Here is a 19,836-nt window from a genome sequence, read left to right as displayed (position 1 = left end):
ACAAGCGAAGCAATACAGGATCCGGCGACATGATATGCATCATTTCAAACATCATTCTGCGAATTTCTCATTATCAATCCTGCATTTTCATCCCTATAGGTCGGTTGCAGAACCGTCTGTGTCGCAACTGACGCAGTCGAAACGCGGCCAAACGGCAAAAACAGAAAAAACGGCCATCAGTCGGGCGCGCCCCGCACAGCTTAAGGAATCGCACCATGTCGGAAGAAGATGACATCATCCTGTCGGAACTCGACGACGAAGAACTGGTCCAACAGATGTTCGACGACCTTTATGACGGTCTCAAGGAAGAGATCGAAGAAGGCGTCAACATTCTGCTCGAACGCAAATGGATGCCATACGACATCCTGACCAAAGCTCTGGTTGGCGGCATGACCATCGTGGGCGCAGACTTCCGCGACGGCATCCTGTTTGTGCCTGAGGTTCTGTTGGCGGCAAACGCGATGAAGGGTGGCATGCACATCCTGAAACCGCTGCTGGCTGAAACCGGCGCGCCGCGCGTCGGCAAGATGGTCATCGGCACCGTCAAAGGCGACATCCACGACATCGGCAAAAACCTGGTGTCGATGATGATGGAAGGCGCAGGCTTTGAAGTGGTCGATCTGGGCATCAACAACCCGGTCGAAAACTACCTGGAAGCTCTGGAAAACGAAGAGCCCGACATCCTGGGCATGTCCGCCCTGCTGACCACCACCATGCCCTACATGAAGGTGGTGATCGACACGATGGTCGAACAGGGCATTCGGGACGACTATATCGTTCTGGTGGGCGGCGCGCCCCTGAACGAAGAATTCGGCAAAGCAATCGGCGCAGACGCCTATTGCCGTGATGCTGCTGTTGCCGTGGAAACCGCCAAGGATTTCGTCGGTCGCAAGCACAACCAACTCAGCGCCTGAGCCGATGGCCAGACGCAGCAGAACGGCTCGCCCCGAACGGCGGGCCGTTTTGCGTGCAACGGGTCGCTCGTTGCAGGACCAAAGCCTGACAGACAAGGGGCTGGCCCCGCCCGAGCGCAAGACCGGTCGCATCTTGCTAATCGCCTGCGGGGCGCTCGCGCGTGAAATTCTGGCAGTGAAAGAGCGCAACGGCTGGGATCACATGGACCTGACCTGCTTGCCTGCAATCCTGCACATCCAACCTGACCGCATCACCGAAGCGGTCGAAGACGCCGTAGAGCGCCACAGGCAGGTCTATGATCAAGTCTTTGTCGTATATGCCGATTGCGGCACCGGTGGGCATCTACAGTCAGCCTGCGAACGCTTGGGCGTCGAGATGGTCAAAGGCCCGCACTGCTATTCATTCTTCGAGGGCAACGATGTCTTTGATGCCCGCAAGGACGACGAGACCACCGCCTTCTACCTGACGGATTTCCTGGCGCGTCAATTTGATGCCTTTATCTGGAAGCCCATGGGACTGGATCGCCACCCCGAGTTGCTGGACATGTATTTCGGCAACTACACCAAGGTGGTCTATCAGGCACAGATCGACGATCCGGTGTTAACGGAACGCGCCCGCGAGATTGCCGAGCGCATGGGGCTGGAGTTCGAGCGGCGCTTTACCGGATATGGCGATCTGGAGACCACCATGGCTGTCTGGGCGAAGCGCCCCCCTGATTAGGCCGCGGCCAGCGCAACCTCGTTGATCCGCTCGATCATCGACCGCACGCCGTTCGAACGCTGCGCCGAGAGATGCTCGTTGAGGCCAAGACGCCCCAACTCTGCGCGCGCGTCCACCTGCCCGACTTGGGCCACAGGAACGCCATTGTAAAGCGCCCGCAAGACGGCGATCAGCCCGCGCACGATCAGCGCATCGCTGTCCCCGTCGAACTGAAAGACACCGTTTTCGATCTTGGGCTGCAACCACACCTGGCTGGCGCAGCCGTGCACCTTGGTCGCGGGCACTTTGAACGCCTCATCGAGGGGCACCATTGCCTTGCCCTGATCGATCACATGGCGATACCGATCTTCCCAATCGTCCAGGAATTCAAAGTCTTCCACCAGTTCTTCGAACGCCTCAGTGGCCATGGCTTGCATCCTTCCTCTAGTCAGGCTGTGACCTAAGCCGCCCTGCGGGTCCTGTCCAGACCCACGATGGCTTTTCAACGCGTCTCAGATGCGGTAACCGATAACAACGAAAAGACTTGCAACAAAGACGACAGTACGGGGCCGGCATGATGAACAAACCTCTCGCAGTTCTTTTGATCGCGGGCCTGACAGTGTCGGCATGTGGCGGCTGGCGCGACTCGCGGGTCAACCCGACCAACTGGTTTGGCGGCAGCACCTCTGCTCCGATTGAAAGCACGGCAACGGCCAACACCAATCCGCTGATCCCCGAATCCCGACGCAGCATCTTTGCGCGCCCCGAGGAAGAGGATCGCAGCATCCCGATCACCAAAGTGACCGAGATGCAGATTGATCCGACCACCAGCGGAGCCATCATCCAGGTCGTCGGCGTTGCCAATCGCCAAGGCGCCTATGACGCCGAGCTGCGCCTGACCCCGGCCGAGGACGACGCCGACAAGGGCGTTTTGACCTACACGTTCTATGTGACCTATCCCGAGACGGCGACACCGCAGGGCCCCGAGCGCACGCGCACCATCCGTCAGGCGATCAGCCTTTCGCGCCAGGATCTGCAAAACATCCGTCTGATCCGGGTGGTCGGGCAGGAAAACGTACGTGAATCTCGGCGGCGCGGTTAACCGCGCCCACCCTGCCTAGTTCAGCGAGACAACCTTTACAGCCTGCCCCTTGGCCGTGAGTGCAATCTCGCCTTCACACAGGCGCATCGCATCTTCGCCAAAGACTTCATACCGCCATCCGCTGAGTGCCGGTACATCACGCATCCCTGCCGCAATCGCGTCCAGGTCCGAGCTTGGCGCAATCAGCTTGGCCGCAACGCCTGCGCTTTCGGTTTTGGACTTCAGCAGCACGCGCAGCAGATCGGCGAGCGCCGGATTGACCTGCAGCTTGTCACGGCTCTTGTCGATCTTGGGGTGGTTTTCCGGCGGGCAGTCGACACCGCGTTTCACCGCAGCCAGAATCCCCTCGGAAATCGCGCCCTTGCGCGCCTCGCGCAGCAAAAGGCGCGAATTGCCAAGGTCCGAGCCACTGCGCGGCTTGGTCGACGCCAATTCAACCAGCGCGTCGTCCTTGAACACCCGGTTGCGCGGGACATTGTTGGCCTGGGCATATTCTTCGCGGAATTGCGCCAATTCCCGGACGACGGCCAGGAACTTGCCCGACGTCGTGCGTGTTTTCACGCGCTTCCAGGCATCTTCGGGGCGAATGTCATAGGTCGCCGGAGATGTCAGGATAGTAAGCTCTTCGGTGACCCATCGGCTGCGACCGGATTTTTCCAGCTCGGCCGCCAAATATTCATAGATCTTACGCAGGTGGGTTACATCCGCCAGGGCATAGGTCTGTTGTGCTTTGCTCAGCGGGCGGCGCGACCAGTCCGTAAAGCGCGAGGTCTTGTCGAGCCCCTGCTTGCAGATCTTGCGCACCAGCGTCTCGTACCCCACCTGTTCGCCAAAGCCGCAGACCATGGCGGCGACTTGCGTGTCAAACAGCGGCTCGGGGAACACCTGCGCGTCGATCCAGAAGATCTCCAGATCCTGGCGCGCGGCATGGAACACCTTGACCACATCCGTGTTTCGAAACAGCTCGTGCAGCGGCTCCAGCGACATCCCCTCGGCCAATGGGTCGACCAAAACAGCGTTTTCATCGCCCTCCCCTGGATAGGCCAGCTGCACCAGGCACAGCTTGGAATAATACGTTCGTTCGCGCAGGAACTCGGTATCTACAGTGACATAGGGGTGTTGGGCTGCCGCTGAACAAAAGTCGGCAAGGTCTTGCGTCGTAGTGAGGGTTTTCATCCGGCCAGTATATTTTTCTTGTTGTTTCTACGCCTTCGCCCCGGCGCTTCAGGGTCATTGTTACAATCTTAAGACTAATCACAAGACTGTGTAAATCCGCTGGCCCGAGATTGGCGAAAATCTCACCCCAAGTGAACCGGAGTGCTGTTTTTTTCAGCAAAACGGCGCAAAACCGCCGGGTAAAGGCGGTGTTCTTGCGTCAAGACCCGTGCTGCCAGCGTGTCTGGCGTGTCCCCTTCCAGAACCGGCACCCGCGCCTGCCCCAGAATTGGGCCGTCATCCAAGGCCGCCGTTACTTCGTGCACGCTGCATCCATGCTCGGCATCGCCCGCCTCGAGCGCGCGGGCGTGGGTATTGAGGCCCTTGTATTTCGGCAAAAGCGAGGGGTGGATGTTCAGCATCCGTCCCTGGAATTGCGAAACAAAATCCCCGGTCAGCACCCGCATGAAGCCCGCCAGACAAACGATGTCCGGCTCTGCCGCCAGAATGGGTTTGATCAACTCAGCCTCGAATGCTGCGCGGTCGCCTTTGAACGGGCGATGATCCACCCAAGCGGTTGCGACACCGCGCTCGGCCGCCTTTTTCAACCCGCCTGCGTGTTCGTCATTGGACAGAACCAGGCAAGGGCGCGCCGGATGGTCGCCCACCATACTGTCGAGCAGGGCCACCATGTTGGAGCCCCCGCCCGAAATCAGGATCGCAACGCGCTTGTGGCTCACAGCAACTGGCCCGAATAGGCCACGCCCGGTGTGCCGGTCACAGTGCCCAGGCGGGATACAGCTTCGCCTGCTTCGCTCAGCAGCGCGGTCAGCGCATCGGCCTGCTCGGGGTCACAGACGACGATCATGCCAATGCCGCAGTTGAAGGTCTTGAGCATCTCAGCCACTACAATGCCACCGGTTTCGGCCATCCATTCGAACACGGGCGGCAGGTCCCAGGTGTTCAGATCGATCTCGGCGCCCATCTCGTCGGGCAGAACGCGCGGCAGGTTCTCGGTCAGACCACCGCCGGTGATATGGGCCAAGGCATGCACCCCACCCGCGCGGATCGCGTCCAGTACGGATTTCACATAGAGCCGCGTAGGGGTCAGCAGCACCTCGCCCACGGTGCCGTCGCCAAACGGGCAATCCGAATCCCACGTCAGGCCCGACACTTCGACCAGCTTGCGCACCAGCGAATAACCGTTGGAATGCACACCATCAGACGCCAGTCCCAGCAGCACGTCGCCCTCGGCGACACCGGCGGGCAAGGCCGCGCCGCGTTCCATCGCGCCGACCGAAAAGCCCGCAAGGTCAAAGTCACCTTCGGGGTACATGCCAGGCATCTCAGCCGTTTCGCCCCCGATCAGCGCACAGTTCGAACGAACACAGCCCTCGGCAATGCCTTCGATGATGCGCGCAGCGGTTTCGGTTTCCAGCTTTCCAGTGGCAAAATAGTCCAGGAAAAACAGCGGCTCAGCACCCTGACAAACCAGGTCGTTGACGCACATGGCGACCAGATCGATGCCCACACCGTCAACCACACCGGTGTCGATGGCGATCCGCAGCTTGGTGCCGACACCATCGGTGGCGCCCACCAGGATTGGGTCATTGTAACCGGCATCTTTGAGGTCAAAGAGCGCACCAAAACCACCCAGGCCACTCATCACGCCCGAACGATTGGTGCGCTTGGCGGCGGGCTTGATCCGGTCGACCAACGCGTTACCTGCATCAATATCCACGCCTGCTTCGGCGTAGGTCATCCCGTTCTTGCCCGCTGTCATCGGTCCATCCTCATGAGTTGCTTGCGCGCGGGTTAGTCGATTGTGGCCTTGCATGCAACGGTCACGGGTGACGCGGGTGGAAATAGCCGGTTTCCCGGAACCACGGAGGGCGGAAAATTTTTGCCGATGGCGCCGCGATAAACCTTGGCGGCGCAAAGACTTTGTTGTAACCACCGCCTGTTCCTGGGGGATTAGCTCAATTGGTTAGAGCAGAGCGCTCATAACGCTTTGGCTGGGGGTTCAAGTCCCTCATCCCCTAGGAAGATCGCCTCTTTGATGCGCCCCTTGTCACTGCAGGGCCCATTGGTCGATGACTTTTGGGGCAAAATCGGCCATACTTGCAGCATTTAAGCAAGGCGTTTTGAAATGAAGCAAGCGATCGTCATTCTACACGGCATGGGAGAGCAGATTCCCATGCAGACACTCAACTCTTTCGTAGATGCGGTTTGGACCACGGACAAATCTTTAGTCAATCAGAGCAAGCCTGACCCGAACACCGGAGCCGACCGGAGCCAAAACGCTTCCTGGTCCAAACCCGACAATCGCAACAACTCCAGCGAATTGCGTCGGATCACGACCGAGCGGGATGAGGCAGGCAACTATACCGATTTTTATGAGTACTACTGGGCCCATTTGATGCATGGCACGACCTGGGAACATGTCCAAAGCTGGATTGTAGATCTGTTGCTGAGAAACCCGTTCAAGCGTGTCCCGCACAGAGTTCTGCACGCCTGGGTGGTTCTGTGGCTCATTGCTGCGGTGACGGCGTATTTCACACTCAAGGGGATGTTGCCGTCAGACGGAGCAAAACCCACAACGACACGTGCGATCCTATCTGGCGTCGGCGGCTTGATCGTGGCCAGTTTTGTATCGAACGTGTTGATCAAGCGCTTTGGCGACGTGGCCCGCTATGTCAAGGCCTTGCCTCCCAACGTCGACCGCCGACAAGAGATCCGACATCACGGGGTCGCGTTGCTGCAACGACTGATCGATTCCGGAGATTACGACCGGATCGTCGTAGTGGCGCATTCTTTGGGAACGATTGTGGCGTACGACATCCTGTCCATGCTCTTTGTGGACAATAACCAGCTGGACGACCCGACCATCTTGTCTCGGGGCCAACAACCCGAACGCGAAAAGCTTGAGGATATGATCCGCGACGCGGCCGGCCTGCCACTGTCGACTGGCGCAAATGGATCCGGCCGACCGATGGATGTGACGGCGTACCAGGCTCAGCAGGCAAAGGCCCTTGCCGAGTTCCGCGCGCAAGGTGGATCGTGGATCATTTCGGATTTCATCACTCTTGGATCGCCCCTGGCCCACGCCGAATTCCTGATGTCGGAAAGTCACGCAGATCTGCGCAAACGACAGGCAGACCGGCTTTTGCCCACCTGTCCACCGATGCCTGAATATGACGGCACCACCAAGCTGCGCCACATCACCTATGATCGTAGCGGCTCTCGCAACAGGACACCTCAGGATCCCCGTACCTCTCACCACGCGGCACCGTTTGCCTATACACGCTGGACCAACCTTTATTCCGACGAAAAACTGCTGCTGACGGGCGATTTGATTTCAGGCCCTGTTGCACCGACCTTTGGTGCCGACTTGAATGGCACCACCGTTTGCGGAATTCGCGATGTCGGTGTCCTGCCAGCCTTGAGCCAGGATGGCACCGTGGCCGCAGGACATCGGCGCACTTTCTTTTCGCACAACAATTACTGGGCCTCCGACAAAGGCAGCGACACCGATCACCCCGAGGTGCCCCATCACATCGCCGAGCTGCGCCGCGCGCTGGCCATCCTGCAACCCTGACCCCAAAGGTGACACATGCGCTTTGTCGAACGAGATCGAGTAGCCCCACCCAAATGGTTCGATAGTGAAGACGCACATCACAACCGAAGAATGTTGCTCGACTACTTCGGCATGGACGAGAAAAGCCTGAGCCAGACCCGCAGTTTTGAGCCAGTCGAATTTTCTTATGCAACCACCGATGAGGTGATGGAAGTACTATACAGTCTGTTCACGGGTCGTTGCGCTTTTTGCGAAAGCGAACTGTCCAAGGGAATGAGTGTTCACCGCTTTCGCCCACCCTCCAGCGCCACACCGGTGTCCGACACCAGCAAAGCCCACCTTTATTATGCCTGGCTTGCCGAGGCCTGGCAGAACCTCTACCCGATCTGCGACGACTGCCGCCCAGAAAACCCCTTTTACTTCCCCGTCACCTCGAACCGCCGCGCACCACTGCCCCGTCGAGATGAACTCGGAGATTTTAGCCAACGTTACGATGGCCGTTGGCCCAGTTTTCCACTGGACGAAAACCCGGTGCTGGTCGATCCCTGCTATGACCGCAAGCTGTGGCGGCATTTCAGATTGTTCCCCCAGGGGCTGCTGGACGGCCGCGACCGGCGCGGCCGCGAGACGATTGAACACTTCGACCTGAACCGCTCTGACCTTCAGGCCGCGAGAGAGGCGACATTCCAATGGGGGATCGAACGCGCCAAGGAATACCTGATGAACGCCAACGCCACGGCACCAACGGCGTTACTGGATTCCGGCCGCGTGCCGCATTTCGGCAGCTGGCGGATTGCCCTGCGTGAACTTCTGGGCAATGCCCTTGGCCGCGCTCGCCCGTCCGACAACCTTGAACGCGAAATGAACCGGCTCAAGGACCTGCCCGACGCCATGGACCGCTTTGACGATGCCATCGCGCAGCTGGCAGCAGCGGAAAAACAGTGGTACGTGGACGACGCCATCAACCCCGAAGAACAGACGCGCGCAGGCATGGGCGTCAGGGATCGCACGTATGGCTTGCCCAGCAAGGTTGAGATCCGCAACTACAAGTCCTTGGAAAAGATTGAGGTGTCCCTGCCCGATCCACCCAAGAACAAGCCGCGCACGGCCCCGTCCCTCTTGATCCTGGGGGAAAATGCCGCTGGAAAGAGCACGATCCTCGAAGCGATTGCCCTCGCCCTCATGGAGCCGGGCACCCGGCGGGCCTTGCGTGGATTGGACCCGAACAAGATGGTTCTGGACCCCAAGTATCTGGGTGGCGACGCCGACCCGTTGGACCTGGCCCAGGTTCTTGTTTCCTATGGGGATACGGACGACAAGACCCTGACCATTCGTCGCGCGCAGGACAACGCGCTTGCCGGGTTCCAGGACGACGGGATCAAGAACGCCCTGCCCGTCTTTGCCTATGGGGCGTTCAGGCAATATCTGACCTCGGAGCGTCGCCATGTACGCCACCGCCACGTGCGTTCCTTGTTTGAGCCGGACGAATTGCTGTCGAACCCGGAAAAATGGCTGGTGCGGTTGAACAACGACGATTTCGAAATGGTCGCGCGTGCGCTGCGTGATGTGTTCAGCATCGAGGGCGGGTTTGACGTGCTCGAACGCAACGACAGCGAGGTTTACATCGTGGGCGCCATCGGGGCGCAGCCCGATGGGCGTAAGACCCGGACACCGCTGTCTCTGGTGTCGTCGGGGTTTCGGTCGGTGCTGGCGATGCTCTGCGATGTCATGCACGGCCTGATGAACAAGAAGATCAACCCGTCATTTCAGACGCTGGACACCGCGCGCGGGTTGGTGCTGATTGATGAGGTCGAAGCGCATCTGCATCCGCGCTGGAAGGTGTCGATCATGTCCGGATTGCGCAGCGCCCTGCCCGGTGTCTGCTTCATCGCCACCTCGCACGATCCGCTCTGCCTGCGTGGAATGGGCAAGGACGAGGTTTTGGTGCTGGAACGGATCAAGGAAGAGAGCGAACAGGGTTTGCCGGTGCACACGCAAACGTTGGTGAACCTGCCCGACAACAAGGATTGGACCATCCAGCAATTGCTCACGGCCGATTTCTTTCAGTTGCAATCCACAGAAGGCAGCGAGGCCCGCAAGCAGCAGGCCAAGGTTGAGGACAAGCTGGCCCGTGGTGTGCGCCCCGAAGATGACGAAGCGGTGCGTGCCTATCTGTCCGAGATGAGCGCCGCCCTGCCCATCGGTGACACCGAGGTTCACCGTCTGGTGCAAGAGGCCATCGCCGAATTTCTGGAGCGGCGCGCCAAGGTGACACAGAACAAATTGCGCGAGTTGCGCGCCGAAACCAAGCAGCGCATCCTAGCCGCGCTCGAGGGGGTGTGATGCGGTTTGTTCAACGCAGCAATGAGGTGCCCGAGACATTCGAGGCACGGGCCAAGGCAGAATACGACGACGTTGTGGTCCATCGCAATGACCCGACCAAGACCAAGAGCTTTACCTTCAAGACCTACAAGCGGCCTGAGATCAAACAGCTCTTGCAGGACATGTTCCGCGGCAAATGCGCCTATTGCGAAACGTTCTATTCCGCAGCACAGCCGATGGATGTCGAGCACTACCGCCCCAAGGGCGCCGTATCCGAGGACGACAGCCACGAGGGCTATTGGTGGTTGGCGATGAAGTGGGACAACCTGCTGCCGTCCTGCATCGACTGCAACCGCAAGCGCAAGCAGATCACACCGGTGGGGGATGTGCGCCAAGTCGCGTTGATCCAGAACGGCACGCCGGATTTCAGCCAAGGGGCGGTTCAATCCTCGGGCAAAAAGGACAGCTTTCCGATCACCGACACTGGCGAGCGGGTCTTTGACGCGCCGTCTGGGGCCAAGGATAACTTGGCCGCGGTGTCCGGCCCCGGTTTGCTGCAGGAAGAGCCGCTGCTGCTGAACCCCTGCAATGATCAGCCAGAGGATCATCTGAGGCATCATTTCACATCCGCGGTTCAAGACGGGGCTGGCAACACCCCTGCCCCGGTGTCGTTCATGCTGCCCGCAAAACTGCCAGGGGACGCAGAGGATACGTTTCGCGGTGATGATGACTTGAGCCTGAAGGGCGCCGTTTCGATCCATGTCTACGGTCTCAACCGGCTGGACCTGGTACAGGCAAGGACCGAGCTGTTGCGGCGGCTGGAGTTCCTGAAATCGGTCATCATCCAACTGCATGCACTGGCGGACGAAATCGAAGCGGCCACGTCGACGGAACCGCTAGTTACCGTCCTTCTGGACAAAAGCGGTCGGAAGATTCGCGCCCTGGCTGATCAGATCACCGACGAGATAACCGTTATGGCCAGGGACGAGGCGCCCTATTCCAGCATGGTTCAGGCCTGGCGCAAGACGTTCATGGACGAGTTGGCGGGCCCGGCGGCTTAGGGAGGAAGGCGCAGGCCCTGGCGTCGGCGCAGTTGGAAGCCCTGTTCTTGCCTGCGCGGGAAAGGGCGCGCACTCTTGCCGTGTGAGCGTCAGCGCCCGATCACGATGTCGGCGCAAAGGCCTCCAAGCTCTTCACTTTCCCCCAAACGCAAGGTTCCACCATGCGCGCGCGCAATGTCGGCGACGATTGCCAGCCCCAACCCCACGCCAGAGCCCATGTTCTGATTGCGGGCGGGGTCAAGACGCGAAAACGGTTTGATCGCCTCACCTCGCAGATCAGCCGGGATGCCGGGGCCGTCATCTTCGACCCTGACCCGCAGCGATTTCTGGGTCATCACCACGCTGACCTGCGCCCGCGTGCCGTATCGCACGGCGTTCCCGATCAGGTTTTCCACGGCTCTGCGCATGGCCAGCGGCCGAAGCTGTATCTCACCTTCGACGTCACACTCTCCTAACATCACATCGCGCCCGGCGCGTTTTGCGTCCTCGACTATCTTGCGGATGAGATCGCCGGGATCGACCCGCTCGGGCTCTGCCTCGGATGCGCCGCGCGAGAACTCCAGAAACGCGTCAAGCAACTGCTGCATCTCATCCACATCCTTGAGCAGCAGCTCGGCGTCCTCCTCGTCCAGCATCGACAACCCCAGCTTGAGCCGCGTTAACGGCGTACGCAGATCGTGGCTGACCCCCGACAGCATCAATGTGCGTTGCTCGATTTGCCGTTCAATCCGGGCGCGCATGTCCAAGAACGCACTCCCGGCCGCCCGCACCTCGATCGCGCCCGAAGGCCAATAGGGCACGTTTCGCCCCCGACCAAAGGCCTGTGCCGCCTTGGACAAACGGGTGATCGGTCGAAGTTGGTTGCGCATATAGAGAAACGAAATCGTCGTCATCAAAACGCCGAAGAACACCATGGTCACAATCAACTGATGCGGAGCCGCAGGCGACAGCCGACGGCGGTCGAATGACACTTCGACTGGCCCCAGGTCACTGTCGATGTAGACCTGCGCCAGACGACTGTCGCTGAGCGCAACGGCCAACGTCCCCTCAAGCCGGTTGTGAAAGGTCTGCGTCACGATCCGCCCGGTATAGTCATACCAACGGCGGGTGTCGTGGTTTGGCACAGCATCATCGTTCAGAAATCGCACCTGCATCTGCAACGCTGCCAAAAATGGCCGCATCGCCCCCAACATCTCATTCTGAGTTCCGGCGCGTTCGGCCTGATCCCCGATCATCTCGATCTCGCGCACAATGGTCAGCGTCATCTGTTTGGTGACGTCTTCCAGGTTGCGCTGAATGAACGCGACCGAAACCACCAGCTGCAGCACGATGACAGGCAGAACCAGGATCAGCGCAGCCCGGCCATACAGGCTGCGCGGCATATATTGTTTGAGCCAACGGAAAGACATGCGCTAAGCCTAGCGGGCAGCCAAGCTGAGAGAAAGAGAAGATGATTCAAGCACCAGACGATTTTGATCCCCCCGTTGGTCAGCCAATACAACTGGCGTCCGGTGTCCGCCGCATCCTGGCGCCCAACCCCTCGCCGATGACCTATCGCGGCACCAACACCTATCTCATCGGCAACCGAGAGCTGGCGGTCATCGACCCTGGCCCGACGTCCGAGGCCCATCTAGAGGCAATCCTGGCGGCACTCGAGCCGGGCCAAAGCATCAGCCACATTATCGTAACCCACACTCATGTGGACCATTCCCCGCTCGCCGCGCCACTGTCCAAGCAGACCGGCGCCCAGATCTGGGCCTTTGGCGGACCCGAGGCGGGTCGGAGCGCTGTGATGACCGAATTGGCGCAGGCCGGACTGGCTGGCGGCGGCGAAGGCATCGACACGGGGTTCCGTCCGGACATTACGGTCGCGGACGGAGAGATGATCGGAGGCGACGACTGGTCGCTTGAGGTAATTCACACCCCCGGCCACCTGGGCAACCACATCGCGCTGGCCCTGGGGGATGCATGTTTCACCGCCGACCACGTCATGGGATGGGCCAGTTCACTTGTCTCGCCTCCGGACGGAGATTTGACCGATTTCATGGAGGCCTGCGCCCGTCTGCGCGCCCGCGACTGGTCAGTGTTCCACCCCGGCCACGGTGCCCCGATCAATGACCCGGCGGGGCGATTGGATTGGCTGATTGAGCACCGACAGATGCGCGAGGCCCAAATCCTGACCGCGCTGGACCACGGCCCCGCCACAGCCCGCGGTCTGGCAGAGCGAATTTACACTGAAACACCACCTGCCTTGCTCCCCGCAGCCGAGCGGAACGTCTTTGCCCACCTGGTGGATCTGGTCGGAAAATCCAAGGTGAAGCCAACCGGTCAGCTCTCGACAACAACCGAGTTTTCCAAGCTCTGAACGACCTTCGAAAGTGTGGACAAAAAAGTTTTTGAAATCGGCAAAAACCCTCTGGACGGTCGAAAGTCCCATTGCTATACGGCGCGAACCGTTCCGGCGTAGCTCAGCGGTAGAGCAGTTGACTGTTAATCAATTGGTCGTAGGTTCGATCCCTACCGCCGGAGCCATAAAAAGCCCTTAAGTCGCAAAGACTTGAGGGTTTTTTTGCGTTTTGATCCACAGGTTTGGAAAATGGCTCACGGCGTGAGGCAGCGCAAGCCTTCTGCGACTACCCCAGGCCAAGCAAACTCAAAGAGATCAAGGACCTGTGTCAAATGGTGCCTGGGTCCACTCCAGCGTGGAAAGGCTTCACAGGGCTTGCCAAGCCCGCGCAGCGATTGGCCTGCGCGTCGTGTCACCGCTCTACAGGCCAACGAAACAGCATGTGAACAACGTAATAAGATAACCTCAAACACAGGAGGCGTCCAGCATGTGTAACGTGCTGATATTGGGCGGTTTTTGGGGAATTGGCTCCGGCGGTAGGGATCGAACCTACGACCAATTGATTAACAGTCAACTGCTCTACCGCTGAGCTACGCCGGAACGGTGCACGCCGTATAGCAACCGCATTTCGGGACGTCCAGAGGCGATTTGAAGAATTTTTGCGCACCTCAGAAAAGTCATTTCAGTGATCCCTTCGTCATGACTACTCCGTCATATCAGGGCCTCTGGTTGGGCAATGACAACATTCTGTTCGCCCCGCGGACTTCGTAACGCTGGTGGACATATCCCGATCCAGCCTTCGAACCGTTACGCCCTCTTTGGGCTGACACCGTTGCGAAGCAGTCCAAGTCTCGCGGGAAACGGGGGGAGCTGCTGGTGTCGAATATCGACATTGGAAAGTAGTTCTAAGGGTGTTCAAACCGGCGTTGAAAACTGCCGTTCACAATCATAGGATCCAAGAAAATTGTCTAGAATGGTTGTTTTGGAGAAATGGAACTTATGTTCGGATCAATTTTGGCGCACCTTGCGGCCCATAGCATTTTGATAACCTTTGTAGGTGGTTTCATCACCCTTATTGGCGCGGCGCTGACAAGTTACGACGGAAAACTTCAAGCCTCTCGTACAAATCTCGAACTGAAGGAGCACGTTTCCGAACAAGGAGAGCAAACGAGACAACAAGGGCAGGAAAGTGCCCAGCTGCTCGTCGACCAGATTGAAGCTCCTCGGTATTCCGAGTTCCACGCTGCGTTTCTCAAACGGTTCAGTGATCCTGTGAAAGTCATTGCGATTGAAAGCCAAGCGTACCCGGCCTTGGTGCAGATCATGAAAGAACGAGGTACTACAACCCTCTCCCACGAATTTGTAAGTGAGTTCTATGAGAGGGCCACAGTTTCTGATGAGTACGTCCAGCGATTGACCCAAAACCTTTATGAATTCGTTTTCGGATCGGGACAGAGCACCAGCGCAACCCCGCAAGCCTTGGAGACATACGAAAAACTTCGTGATCTCATCGCAGCTGCTGACGGACCAGATTGGCCAAAACATGTTGCAGGTTTCGACTTAGAGGATGGCTTAGATGCAATCGTCGCAAGCGTCGGGGTTTTGGTAGATGTGTCTACTACAAAGGAGGATTGGCTGATTGCCGAAATCGTATCCGACTATCGTCGGCACAAAGACATTTGGGGAATGGCTATTCCAGTGGCCTATACGTACCGACTGCTACAGGGGGCTCTCCTGCTCTCTGGGGACATAACTGACAAAGGCGATTTCTTCGTTTTTGGTTCTGGCATCACGCTCAATACATACACGACACCGGGCATCAGAGGCTTAAGCGCGACACCCCTCAGTGTTTCCCACCGCAAGTTCTTCGAAGACATTCACCGTAAGGCCGTGGAAGAAGGCCGACAACGCTAACCACTTCGTTGCCGATTGTAAGGACGTCACCCTGTGGGTAGATAGCAGCCATCCCTAAGCTTCGTCCGACCTGAGGTGGTCTAGTGCACGTCATCTACGCGACATGTGTCTGTGGGCACTCCGGTGCCATTCGGGACGCCGCAGCCATCGAAGCACAAAAATCTATGAGACCCATCCGCGCCCGCTGCACCAAGTGTGGCGTGGCGAACCGATTCCGCACGGTGCTGTCCTATGATGCCGAGGGTAATCCGATGGATTCGGCTCGGCCGAGTTCAACGTCCAGCGGCAAGCCGATTACCTACGATGGGCAAAAACGAGTTGCTGCAACTATCTGTGTTCCAATTTGCAAAAATCTGTGTCGCGCCACATACACACATGGATGGAAATTGTTATTTTTCAAACCTTTAATCAATAAATGTAAAAAACATTCACATCCACTCTTGCATCCACGCCCCCAGTCCCCATCTTGTTCAATGTGAAAGGCATTCACATAAACCTTGATCTGGAGAGACTGACAATGACCTCAATGACCGACCCCGTTGCCACACCGTCAAACCCGGGCTGGCTGCGACGTTCAGAAGCATGGCTCGACCGGAAGGGTTCTGTCGCCTGGTATGCGGCAATGATCCTCGGCTTTGTCGTCTTCTGGCCGATTGGCCTTGCCCTTCTATTGCACATGATATGGAGTGACCGAATGTACAGCAAATCCTGGAGCGACTGCAGCTATTCCCGGAAAAGCAAAAGCCGGAACACCATGCGCCAGACCGGCAACACCGCCTTTGACAGCTACAAGGCCGACACGCTGGCCCGCCTGGAGCAGGAGCAAGTGGACTTTGAAGCATTCCTCGAGCGTCTGCGTGAAGCCAAGGACAAATCCGAGTTCGACCAGTTCATGAACGACCGGGCACGCGAAGCGGCCAACGATGACGACAAAAAGGACGACGTGGCCTAAACCTCAGCCCCTTCCCCAACCGCGGTCCCCGCAAGTTTTGCGGGGACTTGGGTTTCCCCCTTTCCTCCCCCCCCCGGATATTGAGCGAGATGACACATCTTCCCCACCCCGATCACCAACCTGAGTTCTATGAAACCGTCGCGATGAAGCGGCTGTTTGCCTGGATCCTCGACAGCTGCATCATCCTGGCGCTGAGCCTGGTTGCCGTACTGATGACCGCCTTTGTCGGCCTGTTTGTGTGGCCGCTGCTGTATCTGGCGATCGGCTTTGTCTATCGTGTGGCGACCATCGCCAGCGGGTCGGCCACTTGGGGTATGCGGTTTGTCGGGATCGAGCTGCGCGACGCCTATGGTGCGCGTCTGGATGGCGGCTTGGCCCTGGCTCATACGGCCGGGTATACTTTTTCGATGGCCCTGCCCGTCTTGCAGGTGATTTCGGTCATCATGATGCTGACCAGCGCCCGCGCCCAAGGATTGACCGACGCCTTTCTGGGCACCGTCGCCCTGAACCGCCGCGCCGTGGCTTGAGCCAGGAACCTGAGCCTCGGGCATACCGGGGCTCTGCCCGTCTTTGGCCGCGCGCCCGGAATTGCAATCACGCAAGGGGCTCGACGAAAGGCTTTTGCAATCGCCACTTGGCGGCTTTGGGATCGGTTGTTATCATCCCTGGAAACCGCGAGCCGCTTTATGAGTTTTTGATGCGCCACACGCTGCCGATTGTTCCACAGTTTTATGTGACGGCTCCACAACCCTGCCCCTATCTTGAAAACCGGATGGAGCGGAAATTGTTCACCGCCTTGCAGGGCGAAGGCGCTGATCAATTGAACAATGCCTTGTCCCGGCAGGGCTTTCGACGGTCGCAGAACGTGCTTTATCGCCCCTCTTGTGCAGATTGCGCGGCGTGCCTGTCGGCGCGTATCAAAGTCAGCGATTTTGCCGCCAACAAGAGCCAACGCCGTGCGCTGCGGCGCAATGCGCATCTGGGGCGCCGGGCGACCTCGCCCTGGGCCACGGACGAGCAGTATGAGCTCTTTCGCCGCTACCTGGACATCCGCCACGCCGATGGGGGCATGGCAGACATGGATGTGTTCGAATTTGCCGCCATGATCGAGGAAACACCGATCCGCAGCCGGGTCATCGAATACTGCGACCGGGAAACCGATGCCCTGGCGGCTGTGAGCCTGACCGATGTGCTCGAGGATGGGTTGAGCATGGTCTATTCCTTTTATGAACCCGAATTGCGCAGCAGTTCGTTGGGCACCTTCATGATCCTCGATCATATCGAAATCGCGCGCGAGGCGAACCTGCCCTATGTCTATCTGGGCTATTGGGTGCCCGAGAGCCCCAAGATGGGCTACAAGGCGCGGTTTTCCGGGCTCGAGGTTTATGTAGGCGGGGAATGGACGCAGATGAAGAATCCAGAGGAGTATGAGTCTGCCTCGCACCCGCTGTCCACCGACCCGATTGCCGAACAGGTCGCCAATATCCAGTTGCCCGACCGGCGCGCGCCCTGACCTGACATGCCCCAACAACTTTTTGCCATTGCCCTTGTGGTGCCTGACTATGATGCGGCACTGGCGTTTTATGTAGACCGGCTGGGCTTCACGCTGGATCAGGACGAGGATCTGGGCGGGAGCAAGCGTTGGGTTCGGATAACGCCGCCGGGCGGCGTGGCCGGATCGATCATACTGGCCAAGGCGGATGGCCAGCAGCAAGCGGCCGCGATTGGCAACCAGACAGGCGGACGCGTTGGGTTCTTTCTAACCACCGATGATTTCGCCCGCGATTATGCCATGATGCTGGCGCAGGGTGTCGAGTTCGAAGAAAAACCGCGCCATGAACCTTATGGCACAGTCGCAGTCTGGCGCGATCCATTTGGCAATCGGTGGGATTTGCTGGAGTTTTCCTGAAGCCTCCACGCTTGAGGGCAAACCAAGCGCTCCCGCCCGTCGTCGATGCCCCTTGCGGGCCACCTCCTCCCGTTGGGCCGAGCGCCTCGCTTGTGGCTCGACGCGGCACCGCAGAACGCTCGCCGTCCTTGATGGTCGTGACCGGTACTGTTTGGCGGCGCAACGTCACCGTTACCCATTCAAAACAGACATGTCACTGTATGACAGGAGAGAGATCAGGCGAAATGGGAGAGGCACATGACCGAGATCACCACCCTTCAGGTCCGCAAGACGAACCTGAACGAGCTTGAGGTTAGCACGACCCACAGCCCTGATGACCTGCGCGCAAAGATCCTTGTGCGGATCGAACGTTTTGGCTTGACCGCAAACAACATCACTTACGGTGTCGTGGGTGACCGGATCGGCTATTGGAAATTCTTCCCCACTGCAGACACCACATTCGGCGTCATCCCGGTTTGGGGCATCGGTATCGTCGAAGAAAGCGGCCTACCCGAGATCGCAGCCGGAGAACGGCTCTATGGCTATTGGCCGATGGGCAGCCATGCCGTACTTGAACCTGGCCGCATTGACGAGACACGGTTTTTCGACGCCTCGGAACACCGCAAGGACCTTGCCGCCGTATACAACCGCTATTTGCGCCTGTCGAACGATCCGCAGGACGATCCCGCCACCGACGACATGCGCATGGTGCTCTGGCCGCTTTATGCGACCTCATTCTGCCTTTATGACTTTGCTCTGGCCGGGGAATGGTATGGCGCCGAACAGGTGCTTATCGTCTCGGCCTCGTCCAAAACCGGTATCGGGACGGGGTACGCCTTTCAGGCTGATCCGAGTGCCCCCAAGATCATCGGGCTGACCTCGGCCGGAAACAAGGCCAAGGTCGATGCGCTCAAGCTGTATGATCAAGTGCTGACCTATGACCAGATCGAGGCCGGGTTGGACAACGTTCCGACCCTGATCATCGATATGTCCGGCTCTGGCCCGGTGATCTCGCGCCTGCACCAGCACTTGGGTGACAACATGCGCTTCACCAGCCACGTGGGCCTGACGCATTATTCCGAGGCCGGGATGGGGGACGGTTACATTCGCGAGCGGTCCGAGATGTTCTTTGCCCCTGGCCACATTGCCAAACGCAATGCCGATTGGGGACCGGGTGAGTTTGAGCGTCGTTCGGGCGCCTTCTGGACGAAAGCCATGCACAAAAGCGCGGACTGGCTGACGCTGGATCACGCTCAAGGCGAGGCCCAAGCCGTATCCGCTTATCGCCAGGTATTGGCGGGTAAAACCCCGGCAGATCACGCATGGACAATTTCTCTGAGCGATTGATTGGCCGTTTCACTTGGCGGGGGCGGATTGCCCCTGCTGTTTTGGGATTGAGATATCGTCATCTCGAATCCTCTCGGGCGCCTCACCCACCTGAAAATACTCACACAGGAAATGCCACCATCCAACCAAGGGCGTTCCGAAAGCTTGCACTATTTGCAATATGTTGATTTGATTGTTTTGGGGAGAAAACCAAATGAAATTAATGAACATATTTACGGCTTTGGTCGCTGTCAGCTTCGTTGCCGTGTCTGCGGAGATGTCCGAGGCAAAAGACAAGGGCAACAAGCCAAAGGGAAACAAAGTCAAGGTCGAGGGAAAACCGGGAAAAGGTTCCAAGACGGTGCCCCCGGGACAGATCAAACGGTATACGCGCGGGGCAAAATTGCCAGCCGACTTGAAATATACGGATATCGGGGACCTCTCCAAATGGAAGCTGAAAGCACCTGGAAAAGGCAACCGTTATGTGCAGGTTGGGGATGAAATCCTTGAAGTCACAGACGACATGTCCACCGTCGTCGATGCCGTTGGTATTGTCGGTGATTTGCTGAAATAAATCC

19 protein-coding genes and 3 tRNA genes are annotated in these 19,836 nt (G+C 58.5%); 16 read left to right on the top strand and 6 right to left on the bottom strand.

All coding sequences use genetic code 11. From position 1 onward, the window contains the following. The first annotated feature begins 215 nt into the window (after positions 1–215). Together TRL7639_RS08800 and TRL7639_RS08795 are read left to right on the top strand one after the other, a co-directional pair. Positions 216–914 (top strand): cobalamin B12-binding domain-containing protein, encoded by a 699-nt coding sequence (locus tag TRL7639_RS08800; protein WP_085795326.1) that lies wholly within the window; start codon positions 216–218, stop codon positions 912–914. Between the two features lie 4 nt (positions 915–918). Continuing rightward, the gene (locus TRL7639_RS08795) at positions 919–1,635 is read left to right on the top strand and encodes a DUF1638 domain-containing protein (RefSeq protein WP_085795325.1); all 717 of its coding nucleotides are present in this window, start codon (positions 919–921) and stop codon (positions 1,633–1,635) included. On the opposite strand, the gene TRL7639_RS08790 is transcribed toward TRL7639_RS08795, so the two are convergent. Continuing rightward, the gene (locus TRL7639_RS08790) at positions 1,632–2,042 is read right to left on the bottom strand and encodes a SufE family protein (protein ID WP_085796336.1); all 411 of its coding nucleotides are present in this window, start codon (positions 2,040–2,042) and stop codon (positions 1,632–1,634) included. The two genes, TRL7639_RS08795 and TRL7639_RS08790, sit on opposite strands and share 4 nt — an antisense overlap. Before the next feature lie 149 nt (positions 2,043–2,191). On the opposite strand from TRL7639_RS08790, the gene TRL7639_RS08785 reads away from it, so the two are divergent. Beyond that, entirely contained in the window at positions 2,192–2,716 is a 525-nt protein-coding gene (locus TRL7639_RS08785; RefSeq protein ID WP_085796335.1) for a hypothetical protein, read from the top strand. 15 nt (positions 2,717–2,731) lie between these two features. On the opposite strand, the gene rnd is transcribed toward TRL7639_RS08785, so the two are convergent. The 3 genes from rnd to purM form a co-directional block, all read right to left on the bottom strand. Further along, positions 2,732–3,892, bottom strand: a complete 1,161-nt coding sequence (rnd, locus tag TRL7639_RS08780) for a ribonuclease D (RefSeq protein ID WP_085795324.1) — start codon at positions 3,890–3,892, stop codon at positions 2,732–2,734. A 122-nt stretch (positions 3,893–4,014) separates the two neighbouring features. Further along, positions 4,015–4,611, bottom strand: coding sequence for a phosphoribosylglycinamide formyltransferase (purN, locus tag TRL7639_RS08775; RefSeq protein WP_085795323.1), 597 nt, complete (start codon positions 4,609–4,611; stop codon positions 4,015–4,017). Further along, the gene (purM, locus tag TRL7639_RS08770) at positions 4,608–5,654 is read right to left on the bottom strand and encodes a phosphoribosylformylglycinamidine cyclo-ligase (RefSeq protein WP_085795322.1); all 1,047 of its coding nucleotides are present in this window, start codon (positions 5,652–5,654) and stop codon (positions 4,608–4,610) included. The genes purN and purM overlap by 4 nt, the downstream gene beginning before the upstream one ends. A gap of 185 nt (positions 5,655–5,839) precedes the next feature. Here purM and TRL7639_RS08765 point away from each other — a divergent pair. The 4 genes from TRL7639_RS08765 (at position 5,840) to TRL7639_RS08750 (ending at position 10,831) form a co-directional block, all read left to right on the top strand. Beyond that, positions 5,840–5,913 (top strand) — tRNA-Ile (locus TRL7639_RS08765). A gap of 107 nt (positions 5,914–6,020) precedes the next feature. Further along, on the top strand, positions 6,021–7,469 hold the full coding sequence (locus TRL7639_RS08760; RefSeq protein WP_085795321.1) for a hypothetical protein: 1,449 nt from the start codon (positions 6,021–6,023) through the stop codon (positions 7,467–7,469). A gap of 15 nt (positions 7,470–7,484) precedes the next feature. After that, complete coding sequence (locus tag TRL7639_RS08755) at positions 7,485–9,791, top strand: AAA family ATPase (RefSeq protein WP_085795320.1); 2,307 nt, start codon at positions 7,485–7,487, stop codon at positions 9,789–9,791. Further along, entirely contained in the window at positions 9,791–10,831 is a 1,041-nt protein-coding gene (locus TRL7639_RS08750; RefSeq protein WP_085795319.1) for an HNH endonuclease, read from the top strand. Before TRL7639_RS08755 ends, TRL7639_RS08750 begins: the two co-directional genes overlap by 1 nt. Before the next feature lie 89 nt (positions 10,832–10,920). Here TRL7639_RS08750 and TRL7639_RS08745 read toward each other — a convergent pair whose 3' ends face one another. Beyond that, positions 10,921–12,240, bottom strand: coding sequence for an ATP-binding protein (locus tag TRL7639_RS08745; RefSeq protein ID WP_085795318.1), 1,320 nt, complete (start codon positions 12,238–12,240; stop codon positions 10,921–10,923). A 44-nt stretch (positions 12,241–12,284) separates the two neighbouring features. Between TRL7639_RS08745 and TRL7639_RS08740 the strand changes: the two genes are divergently transcribed. Beyond that, complete coding sequence (locus TRL7639_RS08740; RefSeq protein WP_085796334.1) at positions 12,285–13,196, top strand: MBL fold metallo-hydrolase; 912 nt, start codon at positions 12,285–12,287, stop codon at positions 13,194–13,196. A 92-nt stretch (positions 13,197–13,288) separates the two neighbouring features. After that, positions 13,289–13,363, top strand: a tRNA-Asn gene (locus TRL7639_RS08735). A gap of 340 nt (positions 13,364–13,703) precedes the next feature. On the opposite strand, the gene TRL7639_RS08730 is transcribed toward TRL7639_RS08735, so the two are convergent. Next, positions 13,704–13,778, bottom strand: a tRNA-Asn gene (locus tag TRL7639_RS08730). Positions 13,779–14,168: 390 nt separating this feature from the next. Between TRL7639_RS08730 and TRL7639_RS08725 the strand changes: the two genes are divergently transcribed. From TRL7639_RS08725 to TRL7639_RS08690, 7 genes are all read left to right on the top strand, one after another. After that, a complete protein-coding gene (locus TRL7639_RS08725) occupies positions 14,169–15,092 on the top strand; it encodes a hypothetical protein (RefSeq protein WP_085795317.1) in 924 nt (307 codons plus the stop codon). A gap of 517 nt (positions 15,093–15,609) precedes the next feature. Then, positions 15,610–16,044 (top strand): DUF2852 domain-containing protein, encoded by a 435-nt coding sequence (locus TRL7639_RS08720; protein ID WP_085795316.1) that lies wholly within the window; start codon positions 15,610–15,612, stop codon positions 16,042–16,044. Positions 16,045–16,133: 89 nt separating this feature from the next. After that, positions 16,134–16,571, top strand: a complete 438-nt coding sequence (locus tag TRL7639_RS08715; RefSeq protein WP_085795315.1) for an RDD family protein — start codon at positions 16,134–16,136, stop codon at positions 16,569–16,571. Between the two features lie 170 nt (positions 16,572–16,741). After that, positions 16,742–17,557 carry an arginyltransferase gene (locus tag TRL7639_RS08710; RefSeq protein WP_085796333.1) on the top strand — a complete coding sequence of 272 codons (816 nt, stop codon included), beginning with the start codon at positions 16,742–16,744 and terminating at the stop codon, positions 17,555–17,557. Positions 17,558–17,563: 6 nt separating this feature from the next. Continuing rightward, positions 17,564–17,953, top strand: coding sequence for a VOC family protein (locus tag TRL7639_RS08705; protein ID WP_085795314.1), 390 nt, complete (start codon positions 17,564–17,566; stop codon positions 17,951–17,953). A 237-nt stretch (positions 17,954–18,190) separates the two neighbouring features. Further along, a complete protein-coding gene (locus tag TRL7639_RS08700; RefSeq protein ID WP_085795313.1) occupies positions 18,191–19,279 on the top strand; it encodes a DUF2855 family protein in 1,089 nt (362 codons plus the stop codon). Positions 19,280–19,472: 193 nt separating this feature from the next. Next, positions 19,473–19,832 carry a hypothetical protein gene (locus tag TRL7639_RS08690; RefSeq protein WP_133057631.1) on the top strand — a complete coding sequence of 120 codons (360 nt, stop codon included), beginning with the start codon at positions 19,473–19,475 and terminating at the stop codon, positions 19,830–19,832. Positions 19,833–19,836: the final 4 nt, after the last annotated feature.

Source organism: Falsiruegeria litorea R37, from assembly GCF_900172225.1.
In the GTDB taxonomy this organism is placed as follows: Bacteria; Pseudomonadota; Alphaproteobacteria; order Rhodobacterales; family Rhodobacteraceae; genus Falsiruegeria; species Falsiruegeria litorea.
This window is presented reverse-complemented; position numbering and strand designations above follow the sequence as displayed.